Origin of the sequence: Burkholderia lata (genome assembly GCF_902499335.1) — a bacterium.
In the GTDB taxonomy this organism is placed as follows: Bacteria; Pseudomonadota; Gammaproteobacteria; order Burkholderiales; family Burkholderiaceae; genus Burkholderia; species Burkholderia lata_B.
Map to the genome: position 1 here is coordinate 139,736 of NZ_CABVQK010000007.1, position 17,779 is coordinate 157,514.

15 protein-coding genes are annotated in these 17,779 nt (G+C 67.1%); 5 read left to right on the plus strand and 10 right to left on the minus strand.

What is annotated here, in order from left to right:
- Positions 1 to 2: 2 nt before the first annotated feature.
- The 5 genes from BCO18175_RS18695 to BCO18175_RS18715 all read right to left on the minus strand — a co-directional run bounded on the left by BCO18175_RS18695 (position 3) and on the right by BCO18175_RS18715 (position 6,983).
- Positions 3 to 1,373 carry an MdtA/MuxA family multidrug efflux RND transporter periplasmic adaptor subunit gene (locus BCO18175_RS18695; protein WP_174983092.1) on the minus strand — a complete coding sequence of 457 codons (1,371 nt, stop codon included), beginning with the start codon at positions 1,371 to 1,373 and terminating at the stop codon, positions 3 to 5.
- Between the two features lie 253 nt (positions 1,374 to 1,626).
- Positions 1,627 to 2,451 carry an IclR family transcriptional regulator gene (locus tag BCO18175_RS18700; RefSeq protein WP_174983094.1) on the minus strand — a complete coding sequence of 275 codons (825 nt, stop codon included), beginning with the start codon at positions 2,449 to 2,451 and terminating at the stop codon, positions 1,627 to 1,629.
- 613 nt (positions 2,452 to 3,064) lie between these two features.
- On the minus strand, positions 3,065 to 5,029 hold the full coding sequence (locus BCO18175_RS18705; protein WP_174983096.1) for a PhoX family protein: 1,965 nt from the start codon (positions 5,027 to 5,029) through the stop codon (positions 3,065 to 3,067).
- A 159-nt stretch (positions 5,030 to 5,188) separates the two neighbouring features.
- Entirely contained in the window at positions 5,189 to 6,382 is a 1,194-nt protein-coding gene (locus tag BCO18175_RS18710) for an ammonium transporter (RefSeq protein WP_174983098.1), read from the minus strand.
- A 265-nt stretch (positions 6,383 to 6,647) separates the two neighbouring features.
- Positions 6,648 to 6,983: a hypothetical protein gene (locus BCO18175_RS18715; RefSeq protein WP_174983100.1), complete on the minus strand. Its 336-nt coding sequence runs from the start codon at positions 6,981 to 6,983 to the stop codon at positions 6,648 to 6,650.
- A 193-nt stretch (positions 6,984 to 7,176) separates the two neighbouring features.
- On the opposite strand from BCO18175_RS18715, the gene BCO18175_RS18720 reads away from it, so the two are divergent.
- From BCO18175_RS18720 to BCO18175_RS18735, 4 genes are all read left to right on the plus strand, one after another.
- A complete protein-coding gene (locus tag BCO18175_RS18720; protein WP_174915176.1) occupies positions 7,177 to 7,605 on the plus strand; it encodes a hypothetical protein in 429 nt (142 codons plus the stop codon).
- A gap of 90 nt (positions 7,606 to 7,695) precedes the next feature.
- Positions 7,696 to 8,151: an Rrf2 family transcriptional regulator gene (locus BCO18175_RS18725; protein WP_174973208.1), complete on the plus strand. Its 456-nt coding sequence runs from the start codon at positions 7,696 to 7,698 to the stop codon at positions 8,149 to 8,151.
- A gap of 130 nt (positions 8,152 to 8,281) precedes the next feature.
- Positions 8,282 to 8,923, plus strand: a complete 642-nt coding sequence (locus BCO18175_RS18730; protein WP_085040422.1) for an NAD(P)-dependent oxidoreductase — start codon at positions 8,282 to 8,284, stop codon at positions 8,921 to 8,923.
- 239 nt (positions 8,924 to 9,162) lie between these two features.
- A complete protein-coding gene (locus BCO18175_RS18735) occupies positions 9,163 to 9,633 on the plus strand; it encodes an Lrp/AsnC family transcriptional regulator (protein WP_011351482.1) in 471 nt (156 codons plus the stop codon).
- A gap of 55 nt (positions 9,634 to 9,688) precedes the next feature.
- Here the strand turns inward: BCO18175_RS18735 and BCO18175_RS18740 are convergent, their stop codons facing one another.
- Genes BCO18175_RS18740 through BCO18175_RS18750 form a run of 3 tightly spaced genes read right to left on the minus strand, consistent with a single transcriptional unit; the run spans position 9,689 to position 13,188 of the window.
- Entirely contained in the window at positions 9,689 to 10,462 is a 774-nt protein-coding gene (locus tag BCO18175_RS18740) for an ABC transporter ATP-binding protein (protein ID WP_174983102.1), read from the minus strand.
- Between the two features lie 4 nt (positions 10,463 to 10,466).
- Complete coding sequence (locus BCO18175_RS18745) at positions 10,467 to 12,155, minus strand: ABC transporter permease (protein ID WP_174983103.1); 1,689 nt, start codon at positions 12,153 to 12,155, stop codon at positions 10,467 to 10,469.
- Positions 12,145 to 13,188 carry a Fe(3+) ABC transporter substrate-binding protein gene (locus BCO18175_RS18750; RefSeq protein ID WP_089424913.1) on the minus strand — a complete coding sequence of 348 codons (1,044 nt, stop codon included), beginning with the start codon at positions 13,186 to 13,188 and terminating at the stop codon, positions 12,145 to 12,147. The genes BCO18175_RS18745 and BCO18175_RS18750 overlap by 11 nt, the downstream gene beginning before the upstream one ends.
- A gap of 243 nt (positions 13,189 to 13,431) precedes the next feature.
- Between BCO18175_RS18750 and BCO18175_RS18755 the strand changes: the two genes are divergently transcribed.
- Positions 13,432 to 13,593, plus strand: coding sequence for a hypothetical protein (locus BCO18175_RS18755; protein WP_006476417.1), 162 nt, complete (start codon positions 13,432 to 13,434; stop codon positions 13,591 to 13,593).
- Between the two features lie 148 nt (positions 13,594 to 13,741).
- On the opposite strand, the gene BCO18175_RS18760 is transcribed toward BCO18175_RS18755, so the two are convergent.
- A complete protein-coding gene (locus BCO18175_RS18760; RefSeq protein WP_174983105.1) occupies positions 13,742 to 15,109 on the minus strand; it encodes an amino acid permease in 1,368 nt (455 codons plus the stop codon).
- A gap of 290 nt (positions 15,110 to 15,399) precedes the next feature.
- Positions 15,400 to 17,691: an FUSC family protein gene (locus BCO18175_RS18765; protein ID WP_174983107.1), complete on the minus strand. Its 2,292-nt coding sequence runs from the start codon at positions 17,689 to 17,691 to the stop codon at positions 15,400 to 15,402.
- Positions 17,692 to 17,779 lie beyond the last annotated feature (88 nt).

Here is a 17,779-nt window from a genome sequence, read left to right on the forward strand (position 1 = left end):
CGTTACTGGGCCGCGGGGGCCGCTGCCTGCGACGCGCCGTGCTTGTGTCCACCGCGATGGCCGCCGGCACCCGATGCCCCCGACGCCGTACCGGCGCCGCGCGCGCCCGATGCGCCTTTCGGCTTGTCGGCCGGGATCGAGATCTTCGCGCCTTCGCGCAGGCGGTCGGAGCCGTCGGTCACCACGCGCTCGCCGAGTGAGACGCCGCTGACGATGCTCGTGCGTTCGCCGTCGACCGGGCCGATCGTGACCTTGCGTACCGTCACCGTGTTGTCGGGTTTCACGATGTAGACGAACTGGCCGATCGAGCCGGTCAGCACCGCGGACGTCGGCACGATCGTCGCATTGCGCAGCACGTCGACGAGCAGGCGCGTGTTCACGAACTGATTCGGGAACAGCATGCCTTCCTTGTTATCGAAGTTCGCGCGCAGCTTGACCGTGCCCGTGCTCGTGTCGATCTGGTTGTCGAGCGTCGCGAGCGCGCCCGTCTCGAGCGGCACCGTGTTGTTGCGGTTGTACGCGGTGACCGACAGCTTCTGGCCCGCGTTCACCTGCTTGAGGATCTGCGGCAGGTTGTCTTCCGACGTCGTGAAGATCACGCTCATCGGCTGCAACTGCGTGATCACGACGAGGCCGCTGGTATCGCCCGGCGTCACGTAGTTGCCGGGGTCGACCTGACGCAGGCCGACGCGGCCCGACACCGGCGCGGTGATGCGCGCATACGTGAGGTTGAGCTTCGCGGAATCGATCGCGGCCTGGTCGGTCTTCACCGCGCCTTCGTATTGCTTGACGAGCGACGCCTGCGTATCGACGGTCTGCGACGCGATCGAGTCCTGCGACAGCAGCGTCTGGTAGCGCTTCAGGTCGAGGCGGGCCGTTGCGAGCAGCGCGGAGTCGCGCGCGTGCGTGCCTTCGGCGTTCTCGAGCGACACCTGGTACGGGCGCGGGTCGATCTGCGCGAGCACGTCGCCCTTCTTGACGATCTGGCCTTCCTGGAACGAGACCGACTGCAGGTAGCCCGACAACTGCGTCTTGACCGTCACGTTCGCGAGCGGCGTGACGGTGCCGAGCGCGGACAGCACGATCGGCATTTCGCCCTGCGTCGCGGTCGCGACCTGCACGGGCTGCGGAACGTTCGCCATCGCGGCGGGGCCGCCGCGGCCGCGGTGGCCGCCGGCACCACCGGCGGCGCTGGCGCCCGCGCCGTTCGCACCGCTGCCGGTTGCCGGCGTGCGGTTCCACGGGTGCCACCACAGCAGGCCGCCGATGACGACGACCGCGAGCGCGCCGGCCATCAGCGTGCGGCGCGGGCGCCGCGCGGCGGGGGACGCGGGGTCTTTCGAAGGAGGCGTGGGCTTTTGTTCGTTATCCATCGTGATCTGTCAGGAAGACGGCGCGGCGGGCCGGAAATCGGACTGCTGGGCTGCGCGTGGGCGAGCGGTGCCGGGAGGGGGCGCCCGGCTCGGTCCGGGCCCCCGCCGGTCTGCGCGGGAAAAGAGCGGTGCGCACCGCGAGTGCGGCGCGACGATGGGCATGATCCTACGTCCCGTCCCCGTTACAGTCCAGTGGTCTATCTTTCAACGGGTTACGGTCGTTACAGAACGCGACTGGGCGATGACGAAACGATTACACGCTGATGCGCCGGGCCGGTGCGCCGCCGATTTCGCGCGTGATTTTCGCGATGCATTCGTGCAGCGCGGGCACCACGTGTTCGTGCAGCCATTCCGGCGGGCACTGGTGCGACGCGCCACCGCAATTCACCGAATAGCGCTGGCCCGACGGGCCGACGAAACCGGCCGCGACGGCATTCAGGCCTTCGCGCCATTCGCCGATCGCGATCGCGTGGCCGTCGCGCATCGCGTCGTCCAGCGCGGGGTTCAGGCGCGCGGACACATGCGGCCAGTCGTCGCCGGCCGTCGTGCGCAGCGACTCGAGCAATTGGCGGCGTTCGTCGTCCTCGAGTGCGGCAAGATACGCGCGGCCTACCGCGGTGCGCGCGATGTCCATCCGCGAGCCGATCTCGAGGCGCGTGACGAGTACGGCCGAGCGCGGCCGGATCACGTCGATCGCGACCATGTCGAGCCGGTCTCGCACCGCGAGGTGCACGGACAGCGACGTGCGTTCGGCCAGCTCGATCATGAACGGCCGCGAACGCGCGCGGATGTCGAAGTTGCGCAGGAAGCCGTGGCTCAGTTCGAGCACCGATGCGGTGAGGACGAAGCGCTCGCTGTCGGGCAACTGGAACAGGAAGCCGGCGCTGACGAGCGTTGCGGTGATGCGCGAGACGGTCGGCTTCGGGATGCCGGTCAGTTCGGTCAGTTCGCGGTTGCTGACGGGCGCGTCGGCCGCCGCGATGCGACGCAGCACGGCGAGGCCGCGGGCGAGGGCGGTGATCTCGTCGGGTGACGATTCACGGTCCCGCAACGCGGGAGAGGTTACAGTTGTCGACACGAGGGATTCTCTCTAATTCCGAAACTCGATTTCAATTTTGTTGGTATTGTAGGACTATTGTCAAAGGATGCATGTTCCGCGGGCGAACCGGTCATTGGATGAGATTTTACGGGTTCACCCTTGGTTTATTAGGAAAACGCTCAATTGAGCGTTGCCAGAAAGTGCATGAACCGGTGCAAATACCGCTTGACTTGTCGGGCGGAAACGGAAAGAATGTCTCACGTTTTCGAAACATCGTTTCAAGAGTTTAACCGGCAACGATGTTTCGCGCAGTCTCTCAGGTTCTAGCACGGCCCTCGGAATGGCTAGAACTTTTTTAGCGCCACGGTCTCCGTGGCGCTTTTTTTTGCCCGTCTTTCTGCTCGTCCGCCCGGACGCGTCAGGCCCGTATTATCCCCCGATCGTCAAAACCCTCTGTTTGAACGCAGGCGGTATCTGTTTGCACGCGCGCTTTGCGTGATTCGCATGCGCAAAAAAAAGCGCGATGCCCGCACTGGGCATCGCGCATGAAACGGCGTGGAGCGCCGACGAATGAACGGTGATGAAGAAGGGCCCGGCCAGGGGCGCCCGGCCAGGGACTCCCAAGGGGGCAGGCCCTCCTCGCGTGGCCCCCTCAGGCCTTCGCGAGCTTGATGCTGGTCTGCTCGGCCGTCAGGTAGCCGACGCTGGCGCCGAAGCGGTCCTTGAAGTTCGCGCGCACGAGCGGATCGAGCGTCGGCTTGACCTTGTCGTGCAGCGGCGATTCCCAGTCGCCCGCGTGCTGGAAGTTGCTCATGATGTACGTCCAGCCGTTGATCTCGTCGACCGCATGCAGGCCCGTCGATTCGGCGCCGGCCGGGCACGACAGCACGCGCACGAGCGACTTCGTGTCGACGTTGTAGGCCCACAGGAAGTTGTTCACGTGCATGCCCGAGTCTTCGCCGATGAAGAGCGTGCGCAGCTTTTCGGAGAACTTCAGGTTGTCCGGGTTCGCGATCTTGTCCGGGTTCGCGAGGTTGCCGAGGCCGTCGGCCGCGGCGAGATCCTCGCCGACGAGCGCGGCCGGCGCGCCCATGTCGACCGGTACCCATTCGCTGTCGATCGCGCTGCCCGTCGTGTCGCGCTGGCTGGCCTTCAGGTTCAGCGCATAGACGGCGCCCGCGGCGATCTTCTTGTCGACCGCGACGTCGCGCGACACTGCATTGCCCTTGACCATCGACGTCTCGATCCGCGACATCGCCGTGTAGACGATCTTGTCCTTCGCGTTCACGGTCGTGCCTTCGAGCTTCGTGAAGCCCATGCTGCCGCCGAGCAGCGCCGCGTAGCGGTGCGTCTCGAGGAACGCGGCCGCCTTTTCCATCCCCGGCTTCACGCGCATCCAGTTGAACTTGCCGCCGAAGTGGATCTTCGTGTAGCTCGCATCGTTCGGGTCGGTGGTCGTCAGGTCCATGATGTCCGACGCCTTCAGCGTGTTCGCGAGCGCTTCGATCTCGCTGCTCGTTGCATGGCCGATCTTGATCCACGTGAGCGTCGCGGTGCCTGCGCCGACGGACGACGTCTGCGTCCACTTCGCGACGTACAGCGTGCCGGCCGACAGGTCGGCCGCCTTGTCGGCGACGAACATGAACAGGCCGCCGTTGGTGGCGTCGTCACCCATCATCACGGTGCGCTGGTCCGGCATCACCTGGATCAGCTCGTGCGAGATGCGGCCGAGGCAGTAGTGCTTCTTCACGGTGCCCGTGCCGTCCGGATTCACGGTGATCTCGGGCAGGTGGCCGTAGTGGTAGGGGTTCGCCTTCGTCTCGTCGCCGAACGTGTTCTTGCTGAACGCCTTGAACTGCGCGTCGGTCGCGACCTTCGTCGCGTCCGGCTCGTACTCTTCGCTCGACAGGTGCGTGCCCCACGGCGACAGGCTCGCGCCGCACGTGATCCACAGGCCGTGCGCCTTCGACGTGTCGACGTTGTGGTACTTGACGACCTTCAGCGCGCCGTTGGCCGGATCCTGGTCGAGCGTCAGCACCGCGATCGGCGATGGCAGCTGGCCGTACTGCGATGCGCTGGCCTGGTCGCGCGTCGTGTATTCGAACTGCACGACGGCGAACACCGTGTTGCCCTTCACGCCGGGCACGTTCGCGTTCTTCAGCGTCAGCAGCGAGCTGCCGTCCGGGCAGTCGGAATAGAACTGGCGCTCCTTGCCGGCAACCGAGCGGTCGATGATCGGCTGGTTGTTGATGTCGTAATAGCCGCCTGCGAGCGTCGTGCCGCCCTTGCCGTCCGGCACCAGGTCGCCCGTCACGAAGAACGGCCGGTACGCGAGCTTGAAGTTGCGCGCCGAGCCGTCCGAGAACGACACCGACAGCGTCGAGCCGACCGTCGTCGTAGCCATTGCGGCCGCGTTGTCGAGCGTGGGTGCGGCCATCGCCGAGAAGGTCGCCGACGTGTACGCGGCGGCGACCGGGGCCGGCGTCGACGCAGGATTGTCGTCGCCGCCGCAACCCGTCAGCAGGGCCGGCAGCGCGAGGCCGGAAAGGGGAAGCATCGGCGCGCCGGCGAGGATCTTCAGGGCCTGACGACGGGAAGCATTGGGCAACGCGGGCATGTGGAGTCCAGTTTCAGTTGTTGGAAGAATGGCCTTCGCGAAGCAGGCGGTCGGCAAGCTTCGCGAAGGCAAATTGAAAACTGGACGGAAGTGTAAGGACGCTCGATGAAAGTTTTTTGAATTGAAAACGTAATGATGCGTCGGGCGTTCGTCAGGTGCTCAATCGCGCTCGGGCGTCGCCGAGATGCGGTGGATCGACAGGTCCGCGCCGTCGAACTCGGCTTCGCGGTCGAGGCGCAGCCCGACAGTCGCTTTCAGCGCGCCGTAGACGAGCGTGCCGCCCGCGGTCGCGATCGCGATGCCGCCGAGCGTGCCGACGAGCTGCGACATGAACGACACGCCGCCGAGACCGCCGAGCGCGGGCAGGCCGAACACGCCGGCCGCGAGGCCGCCGAGCGCGCCGCACATGCCGTGCAGCGGCCACACGCCGAGCACGTCGTCGATGCGCCACTTGTTCTGCACGCAGGTGAACATCGCGACGAACAGCGCACCGGCCGCGGCGCCCGTGACGAGCGCGCCGATCGGGTGCATCACGTCGGAGCCCGCGCACACCGCGACGAGGCCCGCGAGCGGCCCGTTGTACGTGAAGCCCGGGTCGTTGCGGCCGGCCATCCATGCAGCGAGCGTGCCGCCGACCATCGCCATCAGCGAGTTCACGGCGACGAGGCCGCTGATCTTGTCGAGCGTCTGTGCGCTCATCACGTTGAATCCGAACCAGCCGACCGCGAGCACCCACGCGCCGAGCGCGAGGAACGGGATGTTCGACGGCGGATGCGCGGCGATCCGGCCGTCCTTCGCATAGCGGCCGTGGCGCGCGCCGAGCAGCAACACGGCCGGCAGCGCGACCCAGCCGCCGAACGCATGTACGACGACGGAGCCCGCGAAATCATGGAACGGCGCACCGAACGCGTGCGTGAGCCAGGCCTGCACGCCGAAGCGTTCGTTCCATGCGATCCCTTCGAAGAACGGATAGACGAAGCCGACGATGATCAGTGTCGCGACGAGCTGCGGATTGAACTTCGCGCGCTCGGCGATGCCGCCGGACACGATCGCGGGGATCGCCGCCGCGAAGGTCAGCAGGAAGAAGAAGCGCACGAGCGCGTAGCCGTTGTGCTGCGACAGCGTGCCGATGTCGTCGAAGAACTCGACGCCGTACGCGATCGTGTAGCCGATGAAGAAATACGCGAGCGTCGACACCGAGAAGTCGACCAGGATCTTCACGAGCGCGTTGACCTGGTTCTTCTTGCGGACCGTGCCGAGTTCGAGAAATGCAAAGCCCGCGTGCATCGCGAGCACCATGACGGCGCCGATCAACAGGAACAGTGTGTCGACGCCGGATTTCAGACCAACCATGCCGTGGCTTCCTTGCGCAAAAAACGGGCAAGGAACGCAAGTATCGAGCCAACTTGGTGAACGGCTGCGTGGAGTTGGTGCCCCAACGCCGCGCGGTGCGGCATTCCGGTGAATCCGTGCACGGGAAGGGGGCGCAGCGGGCCCAAGCGTGGTGTGACGCCGGGTGCACGCGTGTGGTGCGGCACGTGCGGAACTGGTGCGTGTGACGTGCCGATTGGTGCGGTGTGGTGCGCGATGGTGCGTTGCTGCGCACCGTTCCGGCGCGTCAGGCGCGCCGGAACAGCAGGGACGGCCGGCGCAGCCGCAGCGCGCACGCCGACCAGTATGCGGCGATGGTCGTCAGCCCGAGCGCGGCAAACGCAAGCGCCGCGAAGCCCACAAGCGACTGGCCGTCGGCGGTGGGGCCGAGGATGCCTTCCGCGACGATCAGCGCGGCCGTCCAGAAGCCGATCACGGCCTGCGTGAGCAGGCGCGCGGACGCGACGCGACGCGGGCGCCCGGATTCGGCCAGGCGGCGCGCCGACGGCGGGCGCAGGCACAGGAACAGGGTGGCGGCGAGCACTGCGGCCAGGGCGATGAGCCAGTCGACGAGGAAATTCATGAGAAAAAGGGGGCACGTCCGAAGCGGATTGAAGCGTGCCCACTTTAGTGTTCTCGCGTGTGCGATTGAATCAGACGAGTCCGAAATTGAAAGCCATTTTTAATGACCGAGCGTGATTGGCCCGGTTCCACAGGCGGTATCATCGACGTCGGTCTAACCACGAGGCCGTGCGACGCACGGCCGGAGATTGCTGATGAACATGAAGACATCGCGGGCGCGTCGCGTGCCCGGGTCCGTACTGGCGGCCGTGGCCGCCGGTGCGCTGCTGTTGCTCGCGGGCTGCGAGAAGTCCGGCGCGCCGGTCACGCAACCCGATACGGCCGCGAGCGCGGCCGCCGATGCCGCGAACAATGCGGCCAAGGCGCTCGATCAGGTGGCGAGCACCGTCAATCAGCAGATCAACGCCGCGAAGGCCGGCATCGCGTCCGCGGCGTCGGCCGTGCCGCCGCTGTCCGCGAGCGGCCTCGCCTCCGCCGCGCAGGCGCAGATCGACGCGGCCGCGTCCGCGGTCGTCGCGCATGCGGCGTCCGAAGCCGGCGCGAAGATCGCGGAAGCCGGCAAGAAGCTCCAGCAGTGGAGCCAGCAGAACGCGTCGGGCGCCAAGCCCGCGAGCGGAGAGTGACGCGGGCTTGCATGATCCGCGAAATGTAATTATGATAGTTACACATGTCGCCGGCCGCGGGATGGGCCGGCGTCGTCAAGTGAGTCAGGAATGAATACCAGCAGCCGGTTCGCGTTTGCCGTCCACGTGCTTGCCTTGCTGTCGATGCAGGAGGGCGTGCCGTTGTCGTCCGACATCATCGCGGGCAGCGTGAACACGAATCCGGCGCTGATCCGCCGGTTACTGTCGATGCTGGCGGCCGCAGGGCTGACCACGTCGCAACTGGGCGCGGGCGGCGGTGCGCTGCTGGCGCGCGAGCCCGGCGCGATCACGCTGCTCGACGTGTATCGCGCGGTCGACGATGCGCAACTGTTCGCGCTGCATCGCGAGGCGCCGAATCCCGCGTGTCTCGTCGGGCGGCACATCCAGGGTGCGCTGATCGAATACATCGGCGACGCGCAGCGTGCGATGGAAGCATCGCTTGCCACGCGCACGCTGGCAGACGTCACGGCCGACATGCTGGGTCTGGAGCAGCGCACGCAGCAGGCGGCGCGCGCCGGCGGGTGACCGGCAGCAGGGCAGGAAGCCGGACGGCGCGACAGACGCGGCGACCGGCGCAACGGGGGCTTTGCCCCGTTTTTTTTCGGTCTTATGTGTAATTAACTGTGTTACATATTTTTCTTACTGGAGAATCGATATGACGCAACGTACTTTGAATATCGCGCTGTTCGGCGCCACCGGCACGATCGGCTCGCGTATCGCCGCGGAAGCCGCACGACGCGGCCATCGCGTGACCGCGCTGTCGCGCAATCCGGGGGCGGCCGGCGACGGCATCACCGCGAAGGCGGCCGACCTGTTCGACGCGGCCAGCATCGCGGCCGCGCTGCCGGGCCATGACGTCGTCGCAAGCGCGTACGGTCCGAAGCAGGACGATGCGGCGAAGGTCGTCGCGGCTGCGAAGGCGCTGGTCGCCGGCACGCGCCAGGCAGGGCTGAAGCGCCTCGTGGTGGTGGGCGGTGCCGGTTCGCTCGAAGTCGCGCCCGGCAAGCAACTGGTCGACAGCGAAGGTTTCCCGGAAGCGTACAAGGCGGTCGCACTCGCGCACCGCGACGCGCTCGACTACCTGAAGACGGTCGGCGATCTCGACTGGACGTTCTTCGCGCCGGCCGCGCTGATCGCGCCGGGCGAGCGGACGGGGACGTTCCGCACGGGCGTCGGCAAGCTGATCGCGGACGCGCAGGGCAACAGCAAGATCTCGGCGGAAGACTATGCGATCGCGTTCGTCGACGCGCTCGAGCAAGGCAGCTTCGTGCACGAGATCGCGACGGTCGCGTATTGAGCGGTGCGCCGGCCGGTGGCGCGCAGGCGCCGGGCCGGCCGCGACGTGCAGGAATTCAGGCGATTCCACCCTGACGGGCGGGATCGCCTGTTTCATTTGGCGCGTGCCGGCGGAATCGCTCGTTCCGCGCGCGTACCGGATCGGTATTTATACCGGTCGACGCGGCGTAGCCGTTTTCATATTGTTCCCCGTTGTGCAGGATGAATAGAATAAATTTCTATCTACGAGGGACTGGAGAAATGGACGCCATCGATCGCAAGCTGCTGGAGCTGTTGCAGGCGGATGCCACGCTGCCGATCGCCGAACTGGCACAGCGCGTGAACCTGTCGCAGACGCCGTGCTGGAAGCGCGTGCAGCGGCTCAAGGAAACCGGCGCGATTCGCGCACAGGTTGCGCTGTGCGATCCGCGCAAGCTCGGGGTCGGCACGACCGTGTTCGTCGCGATCCGCACGAACCAGCACACCGAGGAATGGGCGCAGCGTTTCACGCAGGCCGTGCGCGACATGCCGGAAGTGGTCGAGGTGTACCGGATGAGCGGCGAGACCGATTACCTGCTGCGCGTCGTGGTGGCCGGCATCGACGATTACGACCGCGTCTACAAGCAGCTGATTCGCGCGGTGCCGCTGTTCGACGTCAGTTCGTCGTTCGCGATGGAGCAGATCAAGTATTCGACCGCGCTGCCCGTGCGCGATCTTGCCGAGCCGGCATAACGACGCAATGTAACGCGGCCATGCAACGACGCGGGCGCGCATCGCGCCCGCGGGTTCAGCGGCCGCGCGCCAGTGCGCGCGCGCGTTCGTCGGCCAGCGCATCGCGGCGTACGAAATCCGCGACGAACGGGCTGGCCGGATGGTGATGCAGTGCGTACGGCGTATCCCATTGCGCGAGCTGGCCGCCCTTCATCACGCCGATCCGGTCGGCGATCGCGAACGCTTCGGCCTGGTTGTGCGTGACGAGGATCGCGGTGTGGCCCGTGCGTTTCAGGATGTCGCGCAGTTCGAACGCGAGCCGCTCGCGTGTATCGACATCGAGATTCGAGAACGGCTCGTCGAGCAGCAGCAGTTCGGGAGACGGCGCGAGCGCCCGCGCGAGTGCGACGCGCTGCTGCTGGCCGCCCGACAGTTCGTGCGGATACGCGCCGCCGGAATCGGCGAGGCCAACAAGGTCGAGCATCTCCGCGACGCGCAGGCGCCGTTCGGCCTTTGGCATCCGCCGCAGGCCGAACGCGACGTTGTCCGCCGCGCTCAGGTGCGGGAACAGCGCGTAATCCTGGAACATCATGCCGATGCGGCGCCGCTCGGGCGGCACATCGAGCGACGGCGCCGCGACGGGCGCGCCGTCCAGCACGATGCGTCCCATGCGCACCGGTTCGAAGCCGGCGATCGCGCGCAGCACGGTGGTCTTGCCGCAGCCCGACGCGCCGAGCAGGCAGCCGATCTCGCCGCGCGGCAGTGCGAGGCTCAGCCCGTCGACCACGGTGCGGCGACCGTGCGGCGTGTCGTAGGCGAGGCAGAGGTCATCGAGTTCGAGCAGGTTCACGGTGTCAGGCTCCGATCTTGTGGCGGGTGCGGGCGAGCAGGATCACGGGCACGAGCCCGGCCAGCACGATCGCGAGCGCGGCGACCGCGCCTTCCTCGTAGGTGCCGCGCGCGGCTTCCGCATACAGCCAGGTCGCGAGCGTGTCGAAGTTCAGCGGGCGCAGCAGCAGCGTCGCCGGCAATTCCTTCATCGCGTCGACGAACACCAGCAGTGCGCTCGTCGTGAGCGCGGGCCGCAGCAGCGGCAGGTGCACGCGGCGCAGCGTGCCGCCGGCCGTCTCGCCGAGCGAGCGCGCGGCCTGTTCCAGCGACGGCGGAATGCGCGCGAGACCGGCCTCGATGCTGCCGGCCGGGATCGCGAGAAAGCGCACGGTATAGGCGATCACGAGCGCGGCTGCCGAGCCCATCAGCAGCAGCCCGTCGCGGCCGAGCACCGCGCCGAACAGCCGGTCGGCCGCGGCGAACGGGATCAGCAGGCCGATTGCGAGCACGGTGCCCGGTACCGCATAGCCGAGGCTCGCGATTCTCGCGCACACGCGGGCGGGGCCCGCGCGGGCGCTGTCGCGTTGCGCGCGCGCGGCCCATGCGACGACGAGCCCGCACAAGAGTGTCGCGACGGTGGCGGCGGTGGCGATCGTCAGCGTGTTCGCGAGCCCCGTCATCAATTGTTCGGATACACCGCCGACCAGATGCAGCCGCTTGGCCGTTTCGACCGCGAGATATGCGGCCGGCGCGCCGAAGCCTAGCACCACGGGCAGCCAGCAGAGTACGGCGGCGCCGAACGCGGATACGCCGGTGAGGCGGCGCGGCGCGATCGGCCGCATGCGCCGGCCATGCGCGTAGCGCTGGCGGCGGCGCCCGTAGCGTTCGAGCACGATCATGCCGACGACGATCGCGAGCATTGCCAGCGCGATCTGCGCGGCGCCGGCAAGATCGGAGCGTGTGATCCACGTCGTATAGACGGATACGGTCAGCGTCTGCACGCCGAGGAATTCCGACGCGCCGATGTCGTTCAGTGTTTCGAGCAGCGCGAGGCTCACGCCGACCGCGATCGCGGGCCGCGCAAGCGGCACGACGACGCGCCAGAACGTCGCGACGCGTCCTGCACCGAGCGTACGCGCGGCTTCGAGCAGGCTCGCGGACTGCATGACGAACATCGCGCGTGTGCTCAGGTAAACATACGGATACAGCACGAAGCCGAGCACGAAGATTGCGCCGGGCAGCGAGCGCAGGTCGGGCAGGCGGAACTGGCGCGGGCTGTCGAAGCCGAGCAGCCAGCGGATCGCGCCCTGGACGGGGCCGATCGGGTGCAGCAGGTCGAGATATGCGAACGCGACGATGTAGGTGGGCACGGCGAGCGGCAGCAGCAGCGCCCACGTCAGGATCCGGCGGCCCGGGAAGTCGTACGCGGTGACGAGCCACGCGCAGCCGGTGCCGACGATCGACACGATCGCGCCGACGCCCGCGAGCAGCAGCAGCGTATTGACGAGCGCCTGCGGCAGCACGAATTCGGCGAGATGCCGCCAGTGCGCGAGATCGGCATCGAACGCGGCGGCCACGAGCACCGCGAGCGGCGCCGCGACCGCCGCCGCGATCGCCAGCGCGGCGATCAGCCACAGGCTGCCCGCGCGCGGCCGCAGGCGCGGCCGGCACGGCGGCCGGCGCGTGCCGGCGGTTGTTGCGTCAGTTGTCAAAACCGACCTTGTCGACGAGCTGGCTCGCCTGCTTGCGATGCTTCGCGATGTCCGCCAGCGGCAGCGGGTCGATCTTCAGCGTGCCGAAGCTGGCGATCACCGGGTCGAGCTTCACGTTCGCGCGCACCGGGTATTCGTAGTTCGCCTGCGCATACAGCGCCTGCGCTTCCGGCGACACGAGGTATTCGAGCAGTTTCACCGCGTTGGCCTTGTGCGGCGCGTGCTTCGCGACCGTCGCGCCGCTGATGTTCACGTGCGTGCCGCCGCTCTTCGCGTTAGCGAACGTCGGCCGCACGACCTTGATCGCGTCCCCCCACTTGCGCGCATCGCTGCCGGGTTCCGCATTCTTCATGTGACCGACGTAGTAGGCATTTGCGAGGCCGACGTCGCAGATGCCGCCGAGGATGTCGCGCGCGACGTCGCGGTCGCCGCCCGTCGCCTTGCGTGCGAGGTTCGCCTTCACGCCGCGCAGCCACTTCTCGGTGGCCGCTTCGCCGTCGTGCGCGATCATCGCCGCGACGAGCGCCGTGTTGTACGGATGCTGGCCCGAGCGGATGCAGACCTTGCCCTTCCATTTCGGATCGGCGAGATCCTCGTAACGGAACGCGTCGACCTTCAGGTCCTTCTCGACGTACAGCACGCGGTCGCGCAGCGACAGCGCGTACCAGTCGCCGTTCGCGCCGCGCAGGTTCGCGGGAATCGCGTCGTCGAGCGCCTTCGAGCGCACCGGCTGCGTGAGCCCGCCGTCGACGAGGTCGAGCAGGTTGCCGACGTCGACCGTCATCAGCACGTCGGCCGGCGACTGCGCGCCTTCCGCCTTCACGCGTTCGAGCAGGCCGTCCTTCACGAACACCGTGTTGACCTTGACGCCGCTCTGCTTCGTGAACGCGTCGATGAGCGGCTGGATCAGCTTCGGTTCGCGGGTGGTGTACAGGCTCACTTCCTCGGCCGCGTGGGCCAGCGGCGCGAATGCGGCGGCGGCAAGGGCGAGGGCGCCGGCAAGCGGCAGCAGGCGGGTGCGCGGATTCGACATGAAGACTCCGGAAGGGGCAGGTGGACGAAGGGAGCGTTCCGGGGCGCGCCTGCCGCCCGAGCGACCCGAAACATTACAAAATGAAAGACTCGAGATTCTAGATCGAAATGGGAACGGTTATCAAATGAAAGCTTGCGGCGGGCGGGGGGAGGAGGGGAAAGAGGATCGGAAACGGGGCGTCGCAGCGGGGGCGCAAGCGCGTAGAATGCCCGCTTCGACGAATTTGACGGAGTCGCCCCGACCATGAACGATCAGCGCAAGAAGAACCCTGTCCGCAACGTGAGCATCCTGATCGTCGTGGCCGTGCTGCTCGTGATCGGGACGATCCTGTACAACGCGATTTCGCAGAAGCACGCGTACGACGAGGCCCATCCGGCCGAGGCCGCGAGCGCGGCGTCGCACTGACGTGCCGGTGCGCGGCCCGGCGGGCCACGCACGTGGGGTGGATGTGAAGGAGATGAGTCCCCGGCTGTCGGCGAGGCAAATGCCACGCGGTGCAGGGGAAGAAGCGGGCGCCTGAACTGGCGCGCCGCGTACGCGGGTCAGCCGTGCGTCAACGTGACGCAGGGGCGAACTTCGGGCGGATCCGTGCGTAGAACACGAGCGCCAGCAGCGCGAGCCAGGCCGCGCCGACATACAGCGCGACGCGCGTGTCCTCGAACCAGCCGAGCATCACGATCACGAAACCCATGAACGCGATCGTCAGTGCCGGCGCGACCGGCCACAACGGCACCTTGAACTTCAGCGCCGCGACTTCGGCGTTCGACAGCCGGCGGCGCATCGCGACCTGCGACAGCAGGATCATCAGCCACACCCACACGGTGGCGAACGTCGCGATCGCCGCGACCATCAGGAATACGTCCTTCGGCATCAGGTAGTTGAGCAGCACGCCGACGAGCAGCGCGAGCGCCATCACGAGCACCGTGACCCACGGCACGCCGTGGCGCGACGTGGTCATCAGCACGCGCGGCGCCTGGCCCTGGCGCGCCATCCCGAACATCATCCGGCCCGCGCCGAAGATGTCGCTGTTGATCGCGGAGATCGCCGCGCTGATCACCACCAGGTTGAGGATCGTCGCGGCCGACTTCACGCCGAGCGCCGAGAAGATCTGCACGAACGGGCTGCCGTCGCCGCCGACACCGGTCCACGGGCTGATCGACATCAGTACGACCATCGTCAGCACGTAGAACAGCAGGATACGCGCGGGCACCGCGTTGATCGCGCGCGGAATCACGCGCTCCGGATCCTTTGCCTCGCCGGCGCTCATGCCGATCACCTCGATTCCGCCGTACGCGAAGATCACGACCGACAGCGACGCGATCAGCCCGCCGATGCCGTTCGGCAGGAAGCCGCCATGGTTCCACAGGTTCGCGAACGTCGGCACGTCGGCCGAGTGACCAAAGTGCATGCCGGTCAGCAGGATCGCGACGCCGCCGCCGATCATCGCGACGATCGCGCCGACCTTGATGATCGACAGCCAGAACTCCAGCTCGCCGAACACCTTCACATGGCACAGGTTCAGCCCGCAGATGATCGCGACGACGCCGAGCACCCAGATCCACTGCGGGACATCCGGAAACCAGAAACCCATGTAGATGCCGAACGCGGTGATGTCGGCGATCGCGACGATCACCATTTCGAGCGTGTAGGTCCAGCCGGTGACGAATCCGGCGAACGGGCCGAGGTTCTCGGTCGCGTAGTGGCCGAACGAGCCGGCGACGGGTTCGCGCACGGCCATCTCGCCGAGCGCGCGCATCACCATGTAGACGGCCGCGCCGCCCAGGATGTACGCCAGGATCACGGCCGGGCCCGCGAGCTGGATCGCGGACGCCGAACCGTAGAACAGGCCCGTGCCGATCGCCGAACCCAGCGCGAGAAAGCGGATGTGCCGCGCGCTCAGGTGGCGCTGCAAGTTTTTCATCGTGTCTCCGATATCGTTATGCGACGGACCGGGCGAGCGGGGCCGGTCCGATTGGCTCAAGTTGTATATACAACTTAAATGTGAACGAATGATAACAAGCCAGGCCGGGTGACCGGAATCGGGTATTCCCTGACTGGCGCGACGGGCGCAATAGGGGGCCGGGCGGTTGCGCAACGAGGGCGCAGGCCGCGTGGAACGGGCGGGTCATGCTTCGGGGATCGTTGAATCGGGGAGCGCCGCGGCCGATCCGCGGCATGCGCGGGCCGGCCACCGGCGGGGTAAAGCCGCGCTCAGGCGGGCAGGCGGATCACGCTCGCATCCTTGCGGATCAGCAGCGACGACGCGAGCATCTGCTTGCACTGGTGCGCGAGCACCTTCAGGTCGTGCGTGAGCTCGGCACCCACCGCATCGGATTTCTCCGCGGACACGACCATCGCGTCGAGGTCGCGCGTGATCTGCTTCGACGCGTCGAGCTGGTCGGCGGGCGGCGGCTCGCCGGCCTCGGCCTTCTCGAGATTGTCGAGCACCGCGGCGAGGCCGCGATGCAGCGCGTCGTCGTGGAGGATGCTGCCGTCGGCCGCGCAGGCCGTGCGGATCAGCGGCGCGGCGGCCGTGATCTGCGCGCCGAGCACGTGCGTCTGCACGAGCAGGTCGTTCAGTTCGGGCACGAAGCGCTGGTGCGCCTTCGGCTCGATCATCATCCGCTGGAACGCCTGCCCGAGATTCGCGAACGCGATGTGCACGTCCTTGCGCGCGAGGCGGTAGCGGTAGTCGTCGTCGAGGGTCGTGGTCGGCGTCTCGATCGCCGCCGCGACGACCGGCACGACGGCCGCACCGTCGGCGACCGGCACCGGCGGCGGCGACACGCCGCGCCCGGCGCGCCACACAGCCTCGAAATACTTGCGGGTGGCGGTGAGCATGTCGGCGACCTGCTTGCCCATCAGCCGGTATTCCCAGTACGGGAACAGCCGGCTCGCGGCGATCGCGATCATGCAGCCGACCACGGTGTCGATCGCGCGCTCGCCGATGATCCGCATGCTGCCCGGCGCGAGCAGGTGGAACATCAGCAGCACGTACGACGACGTGAACACGACGCTCGCCGCGTAGTTGAACAGCAGCAGGCTGTAGCTCATCACCATCGACGCGAACATGATCGCGATCAGCAGGTGCGGCTCCTTCACCGTGTAGATCAGCGCGATGCTCGCCGCGCAGCCGATCAGCGTGCCGATGATCCGCTGCGCGTTGCGCTGCTTGGTGAGCGAGTAGCCGGGTTTCAGGATGATGATGGTCGTCATCACGATCCAGTACGCGTTCGTGAGCGGCAGCAGCCGGCCGAGCCAGAACGCGACCGCCACCCCGATCGTCACGCGCAGCGCGTGGCGGAAGCTCGGCGAGCGCATGTTCAGGTTCGAGAAGATCAGCAGCGGCGACATCCGGCGGCGCTGCAGGAAGCGCGTGAGCGCCTTGTCGATCTTCAGTTCGGTTTGCTGCGGATCGGCATGGCCCGACAGGTTGCGGCGCATCCGGTCGATCAGGCGCGTCGCGCTCCAGATGCGCCGGAACGTGGCCAGCACGGCCGCATACGCTTCCGCGTTGGTGGCCGGGAAGTTCTTCTTGCGCATCAGCTCGATCTCGTACTCGATCGCGCGCAGTTCGGCCTTCACGCTGATCCGTGAATGCGGTGCGCGGTTTTCGAGCACCGCGAGGCCGATCTCCTCGAGATCGGCGGCCGCCTTGCAGATCAGGTCGCGGTAGAAAATGATGAGATCGGAGCCGCCGAACGTATTGCGCACCAGCGGGTAATCGGTGTGCGCGCCGACGAACAGCTCGTGCAGGTCGACGCTGTTGATGAACAGGTTGTACATCGTCGTGCGGCCGGGATCGAGCTTGCCGCGGCGCAGCTTCGGCAGGTTGCGCAGCACGATGTCACGCGCGGTTTCCTGGGTTTCGACCGCCGTGATCTGCTTGGCGACGAGATTGCGATAGCACTCGTCGAGATCGGCATCGAGATCGTAGAACTGCGCACGCGCGAGCAGGTAGTCGGCGCAGGCGAACAGGCTCTCTGCGAGTGCCTGCTGCTCGATCCGGCGCGCCTGCCATTGCGACACGAGCGTGGCCCAGTACGTGTACCAGAGGCCGCCCGCGAGAATCCAGCCGGCGTTGATGAACGCCTGCAGCGGCGTGAACTTCTCCTCGAGCGTCATCACCATCATGAACAGCGTCGCGAAGCTGATCTGCGGCCAGCGGTTGCCGTAGACGACGATCAGCGACAGCACGAAGGTGAGCGGCACGATGGCGAGCCACAGCACGAAGATGTTCGGTGTCGCAAGGCCGGTTGCGAGCGCGGCCAGAAAACCGATCACGCTGCAAGCGAGCATTTCGTTGTGCTTGTACTTGAGCGGGCCCGGCATGTCGACGACGCATGCGCCGAGCGCGCCCGTCGAGATCGTGAAGCCGAGCTCCCGGTTGTGAAACACGATCAGGCACAGCACGGCCGGCAGCGAGACACCGACCGCGATCCGCAGGCCGCCGAAAAAGTACTGGCTGTAGAAAAACTTTCTGATTTCGACCGAATAGCGCATCGATGGGCTGAATAGCAGACGAAGACGCCCGGGGGCGGCATCTTGACTGGCGACGAGTCTATCGTATTTCGCGGTCCGCAAAACCTGG